Raw genomic sequence first — 14,329 nt, forward strand, 5'->3', positions numbered from 1 at the left:
AAGAACGTGTACCAACTTCATTTTAGATGATGATTAACTATCATGAGTCTTTGAAGAAGAAGCCACCAGCCGGTTGATCTCCTTTAATTCCCTATCTGTAAGATGTCGCCATTTCCCGACCGGAACATCCAGGGAAACATTCATGATACGGATGCGTTTTAACCGGGTTACCTCATAACCGAGGTATTCGCACATCCTTCGTATCTGACGATTGAGCCCCTGGGTAAGAACGATCTTAAAATTGTATTTACTCAGCTGCTCTACATGGCATTTTCGGGTTACCGTGTCGAGAATGGGAACACCATTACCCATTTTCCGTATAAAATCTTTTGTGATAGGCTTATCTACCGTAACCAGGTATTCCTTTTCGTGATTATTCCTTGCCCTGAGGATCTTATTCACAATATCTCCGTCATTGGTAAGGAAGATCAGGCCTTCGCTGGGTTTATCCAGACGGCCGATAGGAAAGATCCGTTTTGGATAATTGATGTAGTCGATTATATTGTTTTTTTCCACCCGCGTATCCGTGGTGCAAACGATCCCGATAGGTTTGTTAAAAACCAGGTAAACCGGTTTTTCCTTAGGTTCCGAAACAGGCTTTCCATCCACCCTTACTTCATCATGAGGCCCTATTTTAGTACCCATTTCCGGGACTTTCCCGTTAATGGTAACTCTTCCTTCTTCGATGAGTTTATCCGCTGCTCTCCGGGAGCAATAACCTACTTCGCTTAAATATTTGTTGATCCTTTTTAACTGGTTTTCTTCCATTCGAACATTTTAACCTTCAGGAAATGCAAAAATAGGCAGTCTCGGATAAAAACTGCCTATTATTTGATTAAAGCTACTCTTTTACCTTAAGATCGTTCTCACAGAACACCTGAATAGCGGCGTAGAGAAAATCTGCCAACCCTTCACGGTACTTCCCGTAGAAGGCGGTGAAGCGATCATCTTCTGTATACATTTTCCCGAGGTCGAGATAACGTTCTTTGTTCACTTCATAAAAAGTATTCATATGCCGGAAATGCATTTCAACTCCCTTTTGTACCCGGATATCATCAATCTTAAGATCCATAAGATCGGCCAGCAGCCAGTTGATCTCTTCTCCTTTCTTTTGAGTATCTTCCCAGCCTTGTTTTTCCATTTCCCTTATACGGTCTTCAACTTCCGTTATCTTATCCTCGCCCCATTTCTCAACGGCTTCTTTCCTGTATTTCGCAGCTTCCTTAGCAGGAAAACCAGCGTAAATTTCGTCATCGGTCATCATTTTTTCCTTGTTTTTTAGTTCAACAATCGTTTTATCTACAGTTTTCAATAGCTGCTTCAGGCTGCTGAATCGCTTTTTTAGCTCCTTCTTATGGCTTTCCAGGGCAACGACAAGATTGAAGGAAGGGTCATTAATAATGGCATCTATATCGCTGAGTGCGAACCCTAATTCCTTATAGAAAAGGATCTGTTGCAGTAACAGCAATTCCTTCCGTTCGTAAAACCTGTATCCCTTTTCACTCCTGAAAGAAGGTTTCAGCAAACCGATACGATCGTAATGATGCAGAGTGCGTATGCTTACTCCTGCCAGCTCTGATAACTGTTTAACCGAATATTTTGTCATGACTTTATTCAATTATGATGCAAACATAGTCTATGACCTAAGGTAAGGGTCAAGAAAAAAATGAAGTTTTTTTATTTTCAGCTCCCTGGAAGCCTGCTTTTAATGTATTTGATCTGCCCGTTGTGATTGGATTCGTGCTCACATACATGAAACCATTTACAGTAGTTATTGGTTGGACCCCAGGGCCAGCTCTTATCTACTGCCATTAACCAGTCGTCGTCTCTTTTTGCAAATTCTGTAAGGGTGTTTTCTCTAACTTCACTTAGCTTTTCCAGGTAAAAATCCAGATCGTGCCCCTTGATCTTTTTCCTGGCCTGATCGCCCAGTCGGGAAGCTACGCTCCAGTTCTTACTATCTTCTTTAGACCAGTTGCCCCATCTTTTCCCTTCGAAGGTATGGATCTGATAAAAACGCTCTGTAGCTGCTAAATGCAGAAGCATTGCGCCGATAGAATTAGAATCCCCATCGTGAATATAATCGAGATCTTTAACACTCATCCCTCTAACAGGCATGAGAATAACCCTTCGCATCCAGTTCATCATTGAGACCAGGGTCCCTATATGAGGTGAAAAACCTTCTTTAGGACCGATGATGTTAATATCGTTTTCTGTCGTCGTGGAGTTGTCTGCATAAGCCAGTTGGGGCAGGGTAAATAAACTCCCCGTTCCAATGGCTAAAAGGGAGGACTTTTTAATAAAGGACCTCCTGCTCAATGGCTCTTTTTGATCTTTCATTTTATTGGTGTTTTAAGGTGTTTGTTATCTATAAACCTATAGAAGAATTATGAAAGATCCGGGTTTAAGCCTGAATTTTATGAATAATTTGTGAGCTGAAACCCTTTGGCTTGAGGTATTTATTGTTTCTTTAACAAGTACATATTCTCATCGAGAACTTCCTCTCTGTCCATTTGTTTTTTATGAGAAGCGTATTTTGCTGCCAGTTCAAAACAGTCCATATGATCCTCCAGGCGGTAACCTTCAATATTGTGATAAAAACTGTTGCTTATGGTCTGGTATTCAAATCGCTCATTCGGCACTACTTTTTCCTCAAAAAAAGAAATGAGTTTTTTAAATGCGGAAACTTCTTCGATAGCTTCGGTATAGGAAACACTACCCACATAATCACCGCTGTTCTGGATCTTTCCAAATAGCTGGAAAAGTCGCTTGGTGTCATCCCTGTTCAGGAAGAAAAGAACACCTTCAATCAGTATAAAAGAAGTTTTGTCTTTTTTAATAGCGTTTATTTCCGAAATCAATTTCTCTTCGTAGTCTTTATTAAAATCGGTACCGATATAGTGGATCTCTCTTGATGGCAACTGACCATTTGATTGCAGTTCCTGTATCCGCTTCTTTTTGTATTGAACGATATCCGGTTTATCGATCTCTATATTTATGAGATCTTCACCGAGCAGAAAAGGATACATGCTAAAACCGCTGCCAAAATTAATGAGGACTTCTATCTGGTTTTGTTTCGCCAGTTCGCTTATTTTATCATAAAAATACCGGTTACGCAGACAGTGAAGAAAAGGATCATGCCTGGACACGGTTTCGGCATAATCGGCTATCCACTGGTCTGTTTTTTTATTGTTCCAGAGTTTTGCATAAATGTCCTTGCTGATGTTTTCTTCGGATGCCCTGTAGGTAGAAGTTACAAATGCGGTCTCATGTATTTCTATACGGTTGCTCATTTAGTGTTTATTTACAGGCAGAAAAAGAAAATCTCATTGAGATTTCCTTAATTGATCTGCCTGAAGTTTGGCGTTTTATGTTTTCTCAAGATCTCATTTTAAGTTTACATGGATGAATTTATTAAAATGAAAAGGAAAATTCGTCAAACTAGCTTATTTATTTAATATTACGGAACTGTATTCCGCCTTTCAGGTCTACAGAAACTATTTGTGATTCATCTTCAGAAATATCAAAGCTGTTTACAGAAGCTTTGTGTCCTACCCAGGTTTGAAGGAGTTTTCCGTTTTTTGCATCCCATTCCCGAATAGATCGATCAATTCCCGATGTATAGATCCTGTTATTGGCAAAACGGGCATTGAGTAATTTCATCTGATATGGGATACTTACGGTATCTCCGTTCTCCTGCAGGAATGGCCAGCTGGGGTGTTTAAGGCTAAACCTCAGAGAATCTTTCCCGGAATCGTATAAATAGAATTCGTTATGGGATAAAGCCAGAACATTTCCGTTTTTATCAACATCGGCCACACGCCCGGGCAAAGAGATCTCTTTGCGGAAACTGGTTTCGGACGGATTCCACAAGCTTACTTTTCCTGCTCCGGTTAAATAGAATACCCCCAAATTATCCATACAACGTATGTATCGCCTGGGTAGCGAATCAGGATATTCGATTGACAGGTAGTCGTTTTTAATATCCCAGATACGATTCTTCCCGCTCAGATCTATCCCCATCAGGTAATTTTCATCTTCCGAAAGAAAGAGAGAAACACACCATTTTTCCAGTTCCAGTTCCCTGTTTACTTTACCTGTCTCTGCATCCAGTATGAGGATACCGGATTGATGAGTTGCCGCAATCAGCTCGTTACGGCTTTGAGCATATTTTAGCGCATAGATCTCATCTTCTACATTAGCGAGAACCTGATCTTCAGGCTGATCTTTGATCTTTCGGATTATTCTTCCGCTATAGGTAGAAACCACCGCTGTATCTTTAGACCCCATAAAGGCTACATCTGTATAGGCCAGGGGATTGATACCCGTAAGACCATTAGCTTGTCTTTTACTTTCTTTTTTACAGGCCATTGCCATTAGTAAAATGGCTAAAATGACGAGACTGTTTTTCAGGTTACTCATCTTTCTTGAAATTAAATTTTTTCCCTTTGCTGTACAGGTCAACGGCCAGGGTATCATTATCCGTAAAAAGACTGAGCTTGTTTCCATTCCTGCTCCAAAGTATAGATGCTGCAGCACCCTGAGGTTCAGCAAGGAACAAGGCGTTTTGCTGGGTTTTGGAATCCAGGGTAAGGAATACATTCCCGTAATTATCGTCGGTTACATATCCACCTCTTTCCTGTCCTTCGGAATCAAATAAAAGGATGCCGGAAATACCGGCTCCTCCTCCGCGGGGATAACGATAACCGTGAAATGTGGGATCGGGTAGAGGTGCTCCCATCATTACACGTTCTACTCCTGAAGAATCGACTACTACAAGGCCTCTTACCTTCAGGACTTCATTGGAAAAATCTTTTTTGGTCGCATCCGAATAAAAAAGAAAGTAGCACAAAACCCCACTGAGAATGAGATTAAGCACTACTGTGAAGTTTAAGAGTTTGTTTTTCATATAATTAGGTTGTTTATATGAAAGACGAGCAAAAACTCTATGTGTAACAAAAAGAGTTGTTTTTAACAAAAAGGGCTATGGCTCAAGAAGTTCTTTCATCAGGGGGAGTACCATTTCCCATCCTTTTACCGTATCCTCATATCTCTTCCGGCTTTGAGCTACCCCGGCAAAATCTCCCTGGCTGAGCTTTAACAGGGTTCCTTCCTGATCTTCCTCCAACTCGTAGGTGAGATTTACATAGTTTTCCGGGATATCTTCGATACCCATATTCGGATCGAACATACTAAAACTGAGTTTTTCTCCCACATTAATTTCACCGATAACACCTTTAACGTAGATCACTTCCTTTCCGTCCTCTGTTTTTCCTTTCCAGAGAATAGGATCACCTTTTTTCCATGACGACAGCACTTCACAGCCAAACATATACTGTTTGGTCATTTCGGGATTGGTAAGCAGATCCCATACTTTTTCCTTTGTTGCTTTGAATAGTATTTCCTTTTTTACGATCATATCTACTGTATTTAGTGATTAAAGAGCGCAAATATGCTTATCCCGGCGGTATTCAGATGGTAGGATCGGGAGTATTTCTAATACTATTGGGAGAAACGGAGAATTCCTTTTTAAAAGCTTTGGAGAAATGCTGAGGAGAGGAATAACCGATCTCGTAGGCGATCTCCTTAGCCGACTTATCGGTCCCTAGAAGAAGTTTTTTGGCCAGGCTCATCCGATTTTTATGAATATAGCCGAAAACCGTAGTTCCGAATAATTCTCTGAAACCTTTTTTGAGTTTGTACTCATTAAGGTTAATTTGTCTGGACAGATTGTGAATGGTAGGAGGAGTATCGATACTCTGATCGAGGATCTCCCTGGCCAGGAAGAGTTTGTTTTTGTCTTTTGTTGACCATTTTATGAATTTTTCCTGCTCCTCGTCGTAAAGAGATGTCTGCAATACCAATAGTTCCATGCTTTTGGAAAGGAGAAAAATATCTTTTAAGCCTTCCGAATAATTGCAGTGAACGATCTCATCTATAACCTGGTGTATCTTAAGAGTGTTCGGTCGCCAAAGATCTGAGAGGATGGTGTTTTCCTTGTTTACGACCTTATCGGCAAAACGTTTGAGGGAATCGTTTCCGTTTTGGGCGATCTTAATAAAGGTATCCGGACTAAAGTTGATCCCGAAAGTTTCAATTCTCTCACTTTTATTGAATATTTCAAGGTCCAGCCCGTCAGAATACATGATATTATTATGAGTTCCGCGAAGTTTAAAGGACGAATTCAGTTGTTTGTAATTAAAGTCGTAATCGCCGGAAATACCAAAATGAAGCCGGACAAGGTCCGTATCGTTACTGGCAGAATAAACTCCCGGACTTTTATAATCCACAATACTGTGCACCATAGATATATGCCCCAACTCCCAGCGTTCGGAATTTAAAATACCATTATTAAACTGTGTTTTCATTAAAATCGAAACAGAATGATTCCTCTAATAACTCTTTAATTGATCATCTCTCAGATCTAAATCATCGCTTCGTACAAAGGAAGATATCTACCTGAAAAGCCTGGGCGGTAAGATAATGATTTATGCAAAAACCCTGTGAAATAAACCGGAAAAGAATGAAGGGTCCTGTTAATTCAAAGGATAGCATCTCAGTTAGGGTGAAACGTAAATATTAAAATGTAACTAATTAATTATCAGTTTTGAAGAAGTTCTTTAAAATCCCGGAAATATGATATTCGTCATAAAATGATAGGTGAAAAAATAGTTAGATTTACAAAAAAGACAAAAAGATCTTTTAATTGTAAAACAATAAACATTAATCATATGTATTCCGAACCAAAAAGAACAAAAATTAAGTCGTTAATGGCAATGGTGTCATTAATGTGTTTGCTTGTTTTTGCAACATCCTGCATAGACAACAACAAAAAGACGGTTTACGAGAATGCTGCAGACATTCCTGTTAACAGGGAAATGATCGCAGAATTAACGGCACCTCCAAATGTCCCTACTCCCGTTGGGAGAAGAAAAGCAAAAAAGTTGATCGTAAATATGGAGATCCTGGAGAAGGAAGGTGAGATGACCGATGGGGTAAGCTATGTTTACTGGACTTTCGGTGGCTCTGTCCCCGGTAGTTTTATCAGGACCAGAGTAGGTGATGAGGTGGAGTTCCACCTGAAAAATCACCCCGATAACAAACTCCCTCACAATATTGATCTTCATTCGGTAACCGGCCCCGGAGGAGGTGCAACCTCTTCTTTTGTGGCTCCTGGTCACGAAGCTCAGTTTTCTTTTAAAGTTTTGAATCCGGGGCTTTATGTATATCATTGTGCAACAGCTCCTGTAGGGATGCACATTGCAAACGGGATGTATGGTTTGATCCTGGTAGAGCCGGAAGGAGGCCTGCCAAGAGTGGATAAGGAATATTATGTAATGCAGGGCGACTTTTATACTAAAGGAGAGAATGGAGACAGGGGTTTACAGCCTTTTGATATGAAGAAAGCTGTAGATGAAGATGCAGATTATGTGGTATTTAACGGAAAAGTAGGAGCCATGACAGGAGATAATGCCATTACAGCTAATGTTGGAGAAACTGTTCGCCTTTTTGTCGGGAACGGAGGACCCAACCTGGTATCTTCTTTTCATGTTATAGGAGAGATATTTGACGAGGTAAGAGTTGAAGGAGGAGATCTTATCAATAAAAATGTACAGACAACGCTTATCCCTGCCGGTGGAGCGGCAATAGTTGAGTTTACGGTAGATGTTCCGGGAACATTCATCCTTGTAGATCACTCAATTTTCCGCGCCTTCAATAAAGGTGCTCTTGGGATGCTTAAAGTACAGGGTGAAGAAAATAAAACCATTTATTCCGGAACACAGGAAGAGGGGATCTATCAACCCGAAGGAGGAGGAATTCAGGAATTGCCGAACGGAGATCCTGAACCTGTCGCATCTGCAAAAACGCTCCAGGAAAAAATGGAATACGGAAGAGCAACCTATATGCAAACCTGTTTTGCCTGCCACCAGGCTGAAGGGCAGGGTATTTCCAATGCATTTCCGCCTTTGGCAAAATCAGATTATTTAAATGCCGATGTTAACCGCTCCATTGATATCGTTTTATTCGGTAAAACAGGTGAGATAACTGTTAACGGGCAGACCTATAACAGTGTTATGACAAAACAGGATCTGACCGATGAGGAGATCGCTAATGTTTTGACCTTTGTGTATAACAGTTGGGGGAATTCCAAACAGGATGTTACTCCGGCTATGGTAAGGAGCAGAAGAAACAATAAATAATAATACAAATGACAGCTATTTTCAGATTGGCCATAATCGCATTTTTAATTGGTTTTACGCATAGTATCTATGGTCAGTCTGAAAATGCTATGGTAAGGATAAAAGGAGGGAGTTTTATTCCCTTATACGGGACGGACTCAGCTACTGTGGTGGTAAAGGATTTTTTGATGGATGTCTATCCTGTAACCAATGCGGATTATTTAAGATTTGTAAAAGAATATCCCGCCTGGAAAAGATCGAAAGTAAAGAGGCTCTTTGCTGATAAAAATTATCTGGCGAATTGGGAAACCGATGAAAACCCCGGACAGGACCTTCTTCCTCTAATGCCTGTTACCAATGTTTCCTGGTTTGCAGCCAAAAAATACTGCGAATGCCAGGGAAAAAGATTGCCTACGGTTGATGAATGGGAATACGTGGCTATGGCCGATAAGGAAGTCCCGGACGCCCGGATAAAACCCGAATACAATCAATTTATATTAAGCTGGTACGAAGCACCGAAAAGTTATAATCAAACCATAGGGTCAACCTTTAAAAATTACTGGGGTGTTTATGACCTGCACGGATTGGTTTGGGAATGGACGTTGGATTTTAACTCTGTCCTCATATCCGGAGAATCCAGAAAGGACGTAGATAAAGACAGTAATCTTTTCTGCGGGAGTGCAGCAGTCGGAGCGTCAGACCTCATGAACTACGCGGCCTTTATGCGCTATGCGTTCAGAGGTAGTATAAAAGCAAATTATTCCATTAAAAATCTGGGATTCAGATGTGTCAGAGATGTTGAAGGTACCGTAATAAATTAAAGTAAAAAAGATGAAAAAGATATTTGTATTGCTCGTCGGAATGCTAATTTTATTAAGCTCCTGTAATAAAGCAAAGAGAGAGGAGGAAGCAGCCGTAAATAAAGAGGCTCTTGAAAATGAAGCGATTTCCGAGCTTTCCATTTACAATTTACCGGCAACCTGGACCAATCAGAACAATGAAGAAATAGTATTGAAAGACCTGAAAGGTGATGTTCTGGTCATGGTAATGATCTACACTTCCTGTAAGGCTGCCTGTCCGAGGCTAGTGGCCGATATGAGAGATATTGAGACTCAGATCCCTAAAGCCAAAAAAGGCAATGTAAAATTAATACTGGTAAGTATAGATCCGGAAACAGATACCCCTCAGCGTTTAAAAGAATTTTCTATTGAGAATGAAATGGAATCGAACCAATGGGTTTTTCTTCGGGGATCGGAAGGAGATACCAGGGAATTTGCAGCGGTACTGGCAGTAAACTATAAGAAAATATCCCCTATGGACTTCTCCCATTCCAATATTATTAGCGTTTTTGATCAGGGAGGTGAATTGGTTCACCAACAGGAAGGCCTGGGAGTTAACAATAAAGAAACCGTGGCAAAAATTATAGAACTTGCCAATTAATAGCTGAATTTATCTGTCAAAGGAGATATTTAAATACAGGATGGCCATTAAATACCCTCTTTCAAAGGCTCTGTAGCCTGTACAATTTCCAAAAGGTCATTTACGATCTCGACCCCTTTATCTTTGTTATACCAGATCTGTAATTCCCTTTTAAAGATATCATCTATTTTACCGTGTTTCTCCTTATACGCTTTTACCATTCCGGTTGCAGCTTTGGACCTGGCGCCCCAGCTGTCTAAAACCGTATGATACTTATCAGTAACAATGAGTTTGGGAATGGCCCTGGCCCCGTTTGTCAAAAAGGCATCCATCAGGCCATCATTTTCATCACGAAATACAATTTTAAGATCGATCGCAGGGGAAGCTTCGGCAATTTTGTTCAGGACAGGAAGGGTTTGGGCTCCGTCTGCACACCAGCTTTCCACTATAACCAGCCAGTCTTGTGGTGTATTTATATTTTTAAATACTTCCATAGCCTGATCGGATAGCTTTAGTGTCTTATCCAACCTCCTCATCCTGCTTGCGTTTAATTTTGTAAGTTCTATCCGCTCTTTGGTCTGCATAGCTCCGGAAGTTCTTCCTTCCGCAGCAAACTGCCCTACAAGCTCCATATACTCCTCATAGGAGATTCCCTTTAAAACACTTTCTTTAATTAACTGATCCATTTCTTTCTGAATAATGTATTTGTTCTTTTATTGAAAAATTTACGATTGATGTTTGATCTTTTCATAGAGTTTTACCAGCGATTGTAATAGTTCAACCGGGGTTGTCAGTATCTGATAATGATTCTGCCCGAACATTTGTGGTAAGTAATATTTGGCCTGGGCTTCTATGGCCAGGGCATAGGAATTAATTTGCCTGCGGTTTAACTCTCTAAGTGCCTGCTTTACGTCATTGATCCCGTATTTACCTTCATAGCGGTCATAATCGTTGGGTTTCCCATCCGAAATAAGGATCACCCATTTGTTTTTTGCCTCGCGTTCATCCAATCTCGCTCCTGCATGTCTTAAAGCAGCTCCTATACGGGTATAGCCATTGGGCTTAACAGCACCTATTTTATATTTGGCTCTTGCCCAGGGCTCGTCAAAATCTTTGGCCGTAATATAGGAAGCATGGTTCCTGGTTTTTGAATAAAAACAGTCTACCGAAAAATCGATGGAAAACTCGTTGAGGATCTCACCGAATAAAATTGAAACCTGCTTTTCCACATCAATTACCTTATTTCCTGCCGCATATCCGTCACTGGATAAGCTGATATCCAGCAACAGGAGGATGGAGAGATCTTTTTCCCTCTTCTTTTTGGACAGGTATATCTTTTCGGAGGGAGTACGCCTGGAATAAGTTTCCACAAAGAGATCGGTAATCGCATCCAGATCAAATTCTTCTCCCTGTTTCTGTCTTCGCAATTGCTGATATTTGTTGTTTACTGAGGTCAGCATTTTACGCAAACCCAGCAATGTGGATGCGTTTTTTTGCAGTGTTTTTCTATAGTAGGCACTATCGGTTTCTATTTGCGACCTGGGAAATACTTTGCAGAAATTTTCTTTGTACGCCTGTTTGGAATAATTCCATTCGTCATACGAAATATAAAAATCCTTATGACCGGCTTCCGTACTTTCAGAAACTGTAGTATTCTCCATAAAATCTGCCTGGTAAACTGAATGAGATGTGTCGTCTACCCGCACCGTGTATTTCATATTTACTTCATCCAATGCATTGGAATGGTCTTCCAATTCATCTTCTCCGTCAAGATCCCTCCAGTTCCCACCGAATTCTTCCGCGGTTTCGACTTTTTCAAATTGATGCTGAAGCACGGCATCTTCCAGCTGTTTTTCATCAATCTGGACCGAAATGATCTCCTCTACCGCTTTCGATTTTATAGTTGTTTTTATCTGCTCTTCATTTGCCGTTTTTACCTTCTCAGTAAAATTCTTCAACTTGTCTTTTTCAATGTCAGCCTTGCTGTTGCGCATCCACTTTCCATAGATAAAACTCAGATCGGCTCCCGAATCGTTCTTGGAACGGCTTTGATAATATCTGATGAGCTTTTCGTGATATTCTTTGGCCGGTGGAAATTGCCGGTTCAGGCTGTCCAGTACTGCTTCCGAAGTTTTTTCGGCCTTTTCACGGGATTCTTCCAGGTTGTGCTCCACAGCATCGGTCCAGTTGAGTCCCAGTTTTTTCTGAGCAGACAGGTATAATAACCGGAACAGATAAAAACTCACATTCTCATCGGCTGACGGAAAGCCTGCAAAAGATGAAGGAAGGAAAAAACTATTGTCTTTATAGCCTCCTTCTCTTTGTGCTTCAAAGATCTCTATAGGTTGTCCGGTAAGGGCTCTGGCCAAAATAGTAAGCCTGGCTTTCAGATCTTCCAGTTTTACGGCATATTCGATGGCTTCCTGTGACTTTTTTTTTCGCCTTTTAAGAAAGAATGCAACTTTGGTAAATAAATATTCATCCGGTTCGAACATGACACTTACTGGAATTAGATCATTAGATTACACAGGTCTACCAGGGCTTCTGTTATTTCCAGATCGTCGGTAAGAGGTTCTACAACTGCAACTTTTACGGCCAGTCGTTTGGGTAAGCCGGAGCGAATTAATTTTCCGGCATCAACCAGTAAACGTGTTGAGACGGTTTCCGTCAAACCAAGTTCCGTTAGGTTCCTCACTTTGTTGGCAATACTGACCAGTTTTTTCGAAACACTTATATCCAAACCGGTTTCTTTAACAATGATCTCTGCTTCATCGGCGGGTTTCGGATAATTAAAGGACAGGGCAATAAAACGTTGTCTGGTGGAGGGTTTTAATTCTTTAAATCCTTTTTGATATCCTGGATTAAAGGAAGCTACCAGCATAAAATCTGAATGGGCTTTGATAGTCTCTCCCAGCTTATCTATGTACAATTCTTTTCTGTGATCTGTAAGTGAGTGAATAGCAACGATGACATCGGGCCGGGCTTCTGCAATTTCATCCAGATAGAGAATAGCCCCGTTTTTAACTGCCTTGGTTAAGGGGCCGTCCATCCATAAGGTCTCGGCCCCTTTAATAATGAAACGCCCTATCAGATCTGTTGATGAGGTTTCTTCATGACAGGAAATGGTAAGAAGAGGCTTCCCCAGATGAGAAGCCATATATTCAATAAAACGGGTTTTCCCGCTACCGGTAGGCCCTTTTAACAGCACCGGTAGTTTTTCCGCATAAGCATGCTCAAAAACATCCACTTCTTTTGCGATGGGTTTGTAAAAGGGGGCTTCTTTTAATGTAGAAACCACATTGCGTTTTGTGTTATTTACTATTGCACTCATTAACTCGTCAATTTAAAAGATGGATGATCTAATTAGTTACGGGCTCCAGAGCTTCATCGGTCGGGCGTCCGTGTTTTATGAAATCTACAATGTACAATACGATCCCGGTAGCAAATAAGGAGGCGCATAAGATCAGTACAACAAAGTGAATGCTGATCTCATCCTGTACGGCCATAAAGTCCATTTTAAATTTACGTTCCAGGTATACCTGTGCTACTCCTGCCACTCCGAAAGCCACCGTCATCCCGATCATTCCGATATTGGAAGTCCAGAAGGCAGCACGCCCTCTTACTCCGTCATATAGTTTTCTTCCGGTTAGGTTAGGCAGGGAATAACTGATAATGGCAAATACGATCATGGCATAAGCCCCCCAGAAAGCGAGGTGACCGTGCATGGCGGTTACCAGCGTACCGTGAGTATATAAATTTGTCTGGGGCAGGGTATGGGCAAACCCCAATAGTCCGGCACCGACAAAAGATACTATGGCAGAACCCAAAGTCCAGAACAAAGCCATTTTGTTCGGATGTTTTTTCTCGCCTTTCCTATACATGTTCACGGCAAACAGAGCCATTGCTAAAAATGCAAGCGGCTCAAGAGCGGAGAAGATCCCACCCACGATTAGCCATATTTTGTTTACGCCTATATAATAATAGTGGTGTCCTGTACCCAGTATTCCGGATAAAAAAGTAAGCCCGACGATAACATAAAGCCATTTTTCAATAACCTCACGGTCTACTCCGGTAAGTTTAATAAGGAGGAATGACAATATACCTCCCATAATAAGTTCCCATACACCTTCTACCCACAGGTGAACAACCCACCAGCGGAAGAAAGAGTCTTTTACCTGACTGTCAAAAGGCAGCATCCCGGGAAGATAGAGCAATGCGGCAAACAGTAGTCCCATAGAGAGTACCAGGGCCGTGGTGGTTTTGCGTTTTCCCTTAAAGAGAGTTGCCAGGATCAATCCCAGGAACAACAGTACGTTTGCGACTACCAGAAAATCCAGTTGCCTGGGTATTTCCAGGAACTTACGCCCTTCCCACCAGTTAAAGTGATATCCTATAATGGCGGCCACCCCTACCAGGGTGAGTGAAATTAATTGAACGTATGCAAGCTTTACACTTACCAGTTCCCGTTGTGCTTCTTCGGGAATTATATAATATGCTGCTCCCATAAAGCCTGCCAGCAGCCATAGAACGAGCAGGTTTGTGTGTACCGCCCTGGCAGTGTTAAACGGAATAAAATCGTGCAGGCCATCCAGCCCGATACGGGCAAAACCCATGATAAACCCATAGGTTAGTTGTAATACCAGAAGTAGCATGGATAATGCAAAAAACCAATACGCTACTTTTTGAGATGTGTATTTCATTTGTTTTGTTTTTTATATATCAGTGTCTGC

The 14,329-nt window shown here is 41.3% G+C and carries 15 protein-coding genes; 3 read left to right on the plus strand and 12 right to left on the minus strand.

Going from position 1 to position 14,329, the window contains the following annotated elements:
- Window positions 1-33: 33 nt before the first annotated feature.
- From rluF to GWK08_RS14620, 8 genes are all read right to left on the minus strand, one after another.
- The gene (gene rluF / locus GWK08_RS14585) at window positions 34-768 is read right to left on the minus strand and encodes a 23S rRNA pseudouridine(2604) synthase RluF (RefSeq protein WP_163607962.1); all 735 of its coding nucleotides are present in this window, start codon (window positions 766-768) and stop codon (window positions 34-36) included.
- 73 nt (window positions 769-841) lie between these two features.
- Window positions 842-1,606 (minus strand): MerR family transcriptional regulator, encoded by a 765-nt coding sequence (locus GWK08_RS14590; RefSeq protein WP_163607963.1) that lies wholly within the window; start codon window positions 1,604-1,606, stop codon window positions 842-844.
- Window positions 1,607-1,683: 77 nt separating this feature from the next.
- Window positions 1,684-2,340, minus strand: coding sequence for a DinB family protein (locus tag GWK08_RS14595; protein WP_163607964.1), 657 nt, complete (start codon window positions 2,338-2,340; stop codon window positions 1,684-1,686).
- Between the two features lie 119 nt (window positions 2,341-2,459).
- Window positions 2,460-3,293, minus strand: coding sequence for a class I SAM-dependent methyltransferase (locus GWK08_RS14600; RefSeq protein ID WP_163607965.1), 834 nt, complete (start codon window positions 3,291-3,293; stop codon window positions 2,460-2,462).
- Window positions 3,294-3,450: 157 nt separating this feature from the next.
- Window positions 3,451-4,422: a WD40 repeat domain-containing protein gene (locus GWK08_RS14605; RefSeq protein ID WP_163607966.1), complete on the minus strand. Its 972-nt coding sequence runs from the start codon at window positions 4,420-4,422 to the stop codon at window positions 3,451-3,453.
- Window positions 4,415-4,909, minus strand: a complete 495-nt coding sequence (locus tag GWK08_RS14610; RefSeq protein ID WP_163607967.1) for a hypothetical protein — start codon at window positions 4,907-4,909, stop codon at window positions 4,415-4,417. The genes GWK08_RS14605 and GWK08_RS14610 overlap by 8 nt, the downstream gene beginning before the upstream one ends.
- Before the next feature lie 75 nt (window positions 4,910-4,984).
- Complete coding sequence (locus GWK08_RS14615) at window positions 4,985-5,419, minus strand: SRPBCC domain-containing protein (protein WP_163607968.1); 435 nt, start codon at window positions 5,417-5,419, stop codon at window positions 4,985-4,987.
- Window positions 5,420-5,471: 52 nt separating this feature from the next.
- Window positions 5,472-6,368, minus strand: coding sequence for a helix-turn-helix transcriptional regulator (locus GWK08_RS14620; protein ID WP_163607969.1), 897 nt, complete (start codon window positions 6,366-6,368; stop codon window positions 5,472-5,474).
- A gap of 420 nt (window positions 6,369-6,788) precedes the next feature.
- Here GWK08_RS14620 and nirK point away from each other — a divergent pair, with 420 nt between their 5' ends.
- From nirK to GWK08_RS14635, 3 genes are read left to right on the plus strand one after another with little or no spacing between them, the layout of a single operon-like run.
- Window positions 6,789-8,201: a copper-containing nitrite reductase gene (nirK, locus tag GWK08_RS14625; protein ID WP_394352006.1), complete on the plus strand. Its 1,413-nt coding sequence runs from the start codon at window positions 6,789-6,791 to the stop codon at window positions 8,199-8,201.
- Window positions 8,202-8,209: 8 nt separating this feature from the next.
- Window positions 8,210-9,001, plus strand: coding sequence for a formylglycine-generating enzyme family protein (locus GWK08_RS14630; RefSeq protein WP_204336072.1), 792 nt, complete (start codon window positions 8,210-8,212; stop codon window positions 8,999-9,001).
- A 10-nt stretch (window positions 9,002-9,011) separates the two neighbouring features.
- Window positions 9,012-9,620, plus strand: coding sequence for an SCO family protein (locus GWK08_RS14635; protein WP_163607971.1), 609 nt, complete (start codon window positions 9,012-9,014; stop codon window positions 9,618-9,620).
- 47 nt (window positions 9,621-9,667) lie between these two features.
- Here GWK08_RS14635 and GWK08_RS14640 read toward each other — a convergent pair whose 3' ends face one another.
- From GWK08_RS14640 to GWK08_RS14655, 4 genes are read right to left on the minus strand one after another with little or no spacing between them, the layout of a single operon-like run.
- Window positions 9,668-10,285, minus strand: coding sequence for a thioredoxin family protein (locus GWK08_RS14640; protein ID WP_163607972.1), 618 nt, complete (start codon window positions 10,283-10,285; stop codon window positions 9,668-9,670).
- A gap of 39 nt (window positions 10,286-10,324) precedes the next feature.
- Window positions 10,325-12,094, minus strand: a complete 1,770-nt coding sequence (locus tag GWK08_RS14645; protein ID WP_163607973.1) for a nitric oxide reductase activation protein NorD — start codon at window positions 12,092-12,094, stop codon at window positions 10,325-10,327.
- A gap of 14 nt (window positions 12,095-12,108) precedes the next feature.
- Window positions 12,109-12,930: a CbbQ/NirQ/NorQ/GpvN family protein gene (locus GWK08_RS14650; protein ID WP_163607974.1), complete on the minus strand. Its 822-nt coding sequence runs from the start codon at window positions 12,928-12,930 to the stop codon at window positions 12,109-12,111.
- A 28-nt stretch (window positions 12,931-12,958) separates the two neighbouring features.
- Window positions 12,959-14,299, minus strand: coding sequence for a cbb3-type cytochrome c oxidase subunit I (locus GWK08_RS14655; protein WP_163607975.1), 1,341 nt, complete (start codon window positions 14,297-14,299; stop codon window positions 12,959-12,961).
- Window positions 14,300-14,329: the final 30 nt, after the last annotated feature.

It is taken from the genome of Leptobacterium flavescens (genome assembly GCF_010671605.1).
Taxonomy (GTDB): domain Bacteria; phylum Bacteroidota; class Bacteroidia; order Flavobacteriales; family Flavobacteriaceae; genus Leptobacterium; species Leptobacterium flavescens.

Bases quoted from the DNA above. Each gene is read 5' to 3' on its own strand.
- rluF (WP_163607962.1), bottom strand. From the start codon at position 768: ATGGAAGAAAACCAGTTAAAAAGGATCAACAAATATTTAAGCGAAGTA.
- GWK08_RS14590 (WP_163607963.1), bottom strand. From the start codon at position 1,606: ATGACAAAATATTCGGTTAAACAGTTATCAGAGCTGGCAGGAGTAAGC.
- GWK08_RS14595 (WP_163607964.1), bottom strand. From the start codon at position 2,340: ATGAAAGATCAAAAAGAGCCATTGAGCAGGAGGTCCTTTATTAAAAAG.
- GWK08_RS14600 (WP_163607965.1), bottom strand. From the start codon at position 3,293: ATGAGCAACCGTATAGAAATACATGAGACCGCATTTGTAACTTCTACC.
- GWK08_RS14605 (WP_163607966.1), bottom strand. From the start codon at position 4,422: ATGAGTAACCTGAAAAACAGTCTCGTCATTTTAGCCATTTTACTAATG.
- GWK08_RS14610 (WP_163607967.1), bottom strand. From the start codon at position 4,909: ATGAAAAACAAACTCTTAAACTTCACAGTAGTGCTTAATCTCATTCTC.
- GWK08_RS14615 (WP_163607968.1), bottom strand. From the start codon at position 5,419: ATGATCGTAAAAAAGGAAATACTATTCAAAGCAACAAAGGAAAAAGTA.
- GWK08_RS14620 (WP_163607969.1), bottom strand. From the start codon at position 6,368: ATGAAAACACAGTTTAATAATGGTATTTTAAATTCCGAACGCTGGGAG.
- nirK (WP_394352006.1), top strand. From the start codon at position 6,789: ATGTGTTTGCTTGTTTTTGCAACATCCTGCATAGACAACAACAAAAAG.
- GWK08_RS14630 (WP_204336072.1), top strand. From the start codon at position 8,210: ATGACAGCTATTTTCAGATTGGCCATAATCGCATTTTTAATTGGTTTT.
- GWK08_RS14635 (WP_163607971.1), top strand. From the start codon at position 9,012: ATGAAAAAGATATTTGTATTGCTCGTCGGAATGCTAATTTTATTAAGC.
- GWK08_RS14640 (WP_163607972.1), bottom strand. From the start codon at position 10,285: ATGGATCAGTTAATTAAAGAAAGTGTTTTAAAGGGAATCTCCTATGAG.
- GWK08_RS14645 (WP_163607973.1), bottom strand. From the start codon at position 12,094: ATGTTCGAACCGGATGAATATTTATTTACCAAAGTTGCATTCTTTCTT.
- GWK08_RS14650 (WP_163607974.1), bottom strand. From the start codon at position 12,930: ATGAGTGCAATAGTAAATAACACAAAACGCAATGTGGTTTCTACATTA.
- GWK08_RS14655 (WP_163607975.1), bottom strand. From the start codon at position 14,299: ATGAAATACACATCTCAAAAAGTAGCGTATTGGTTTTTTGCATTATCC.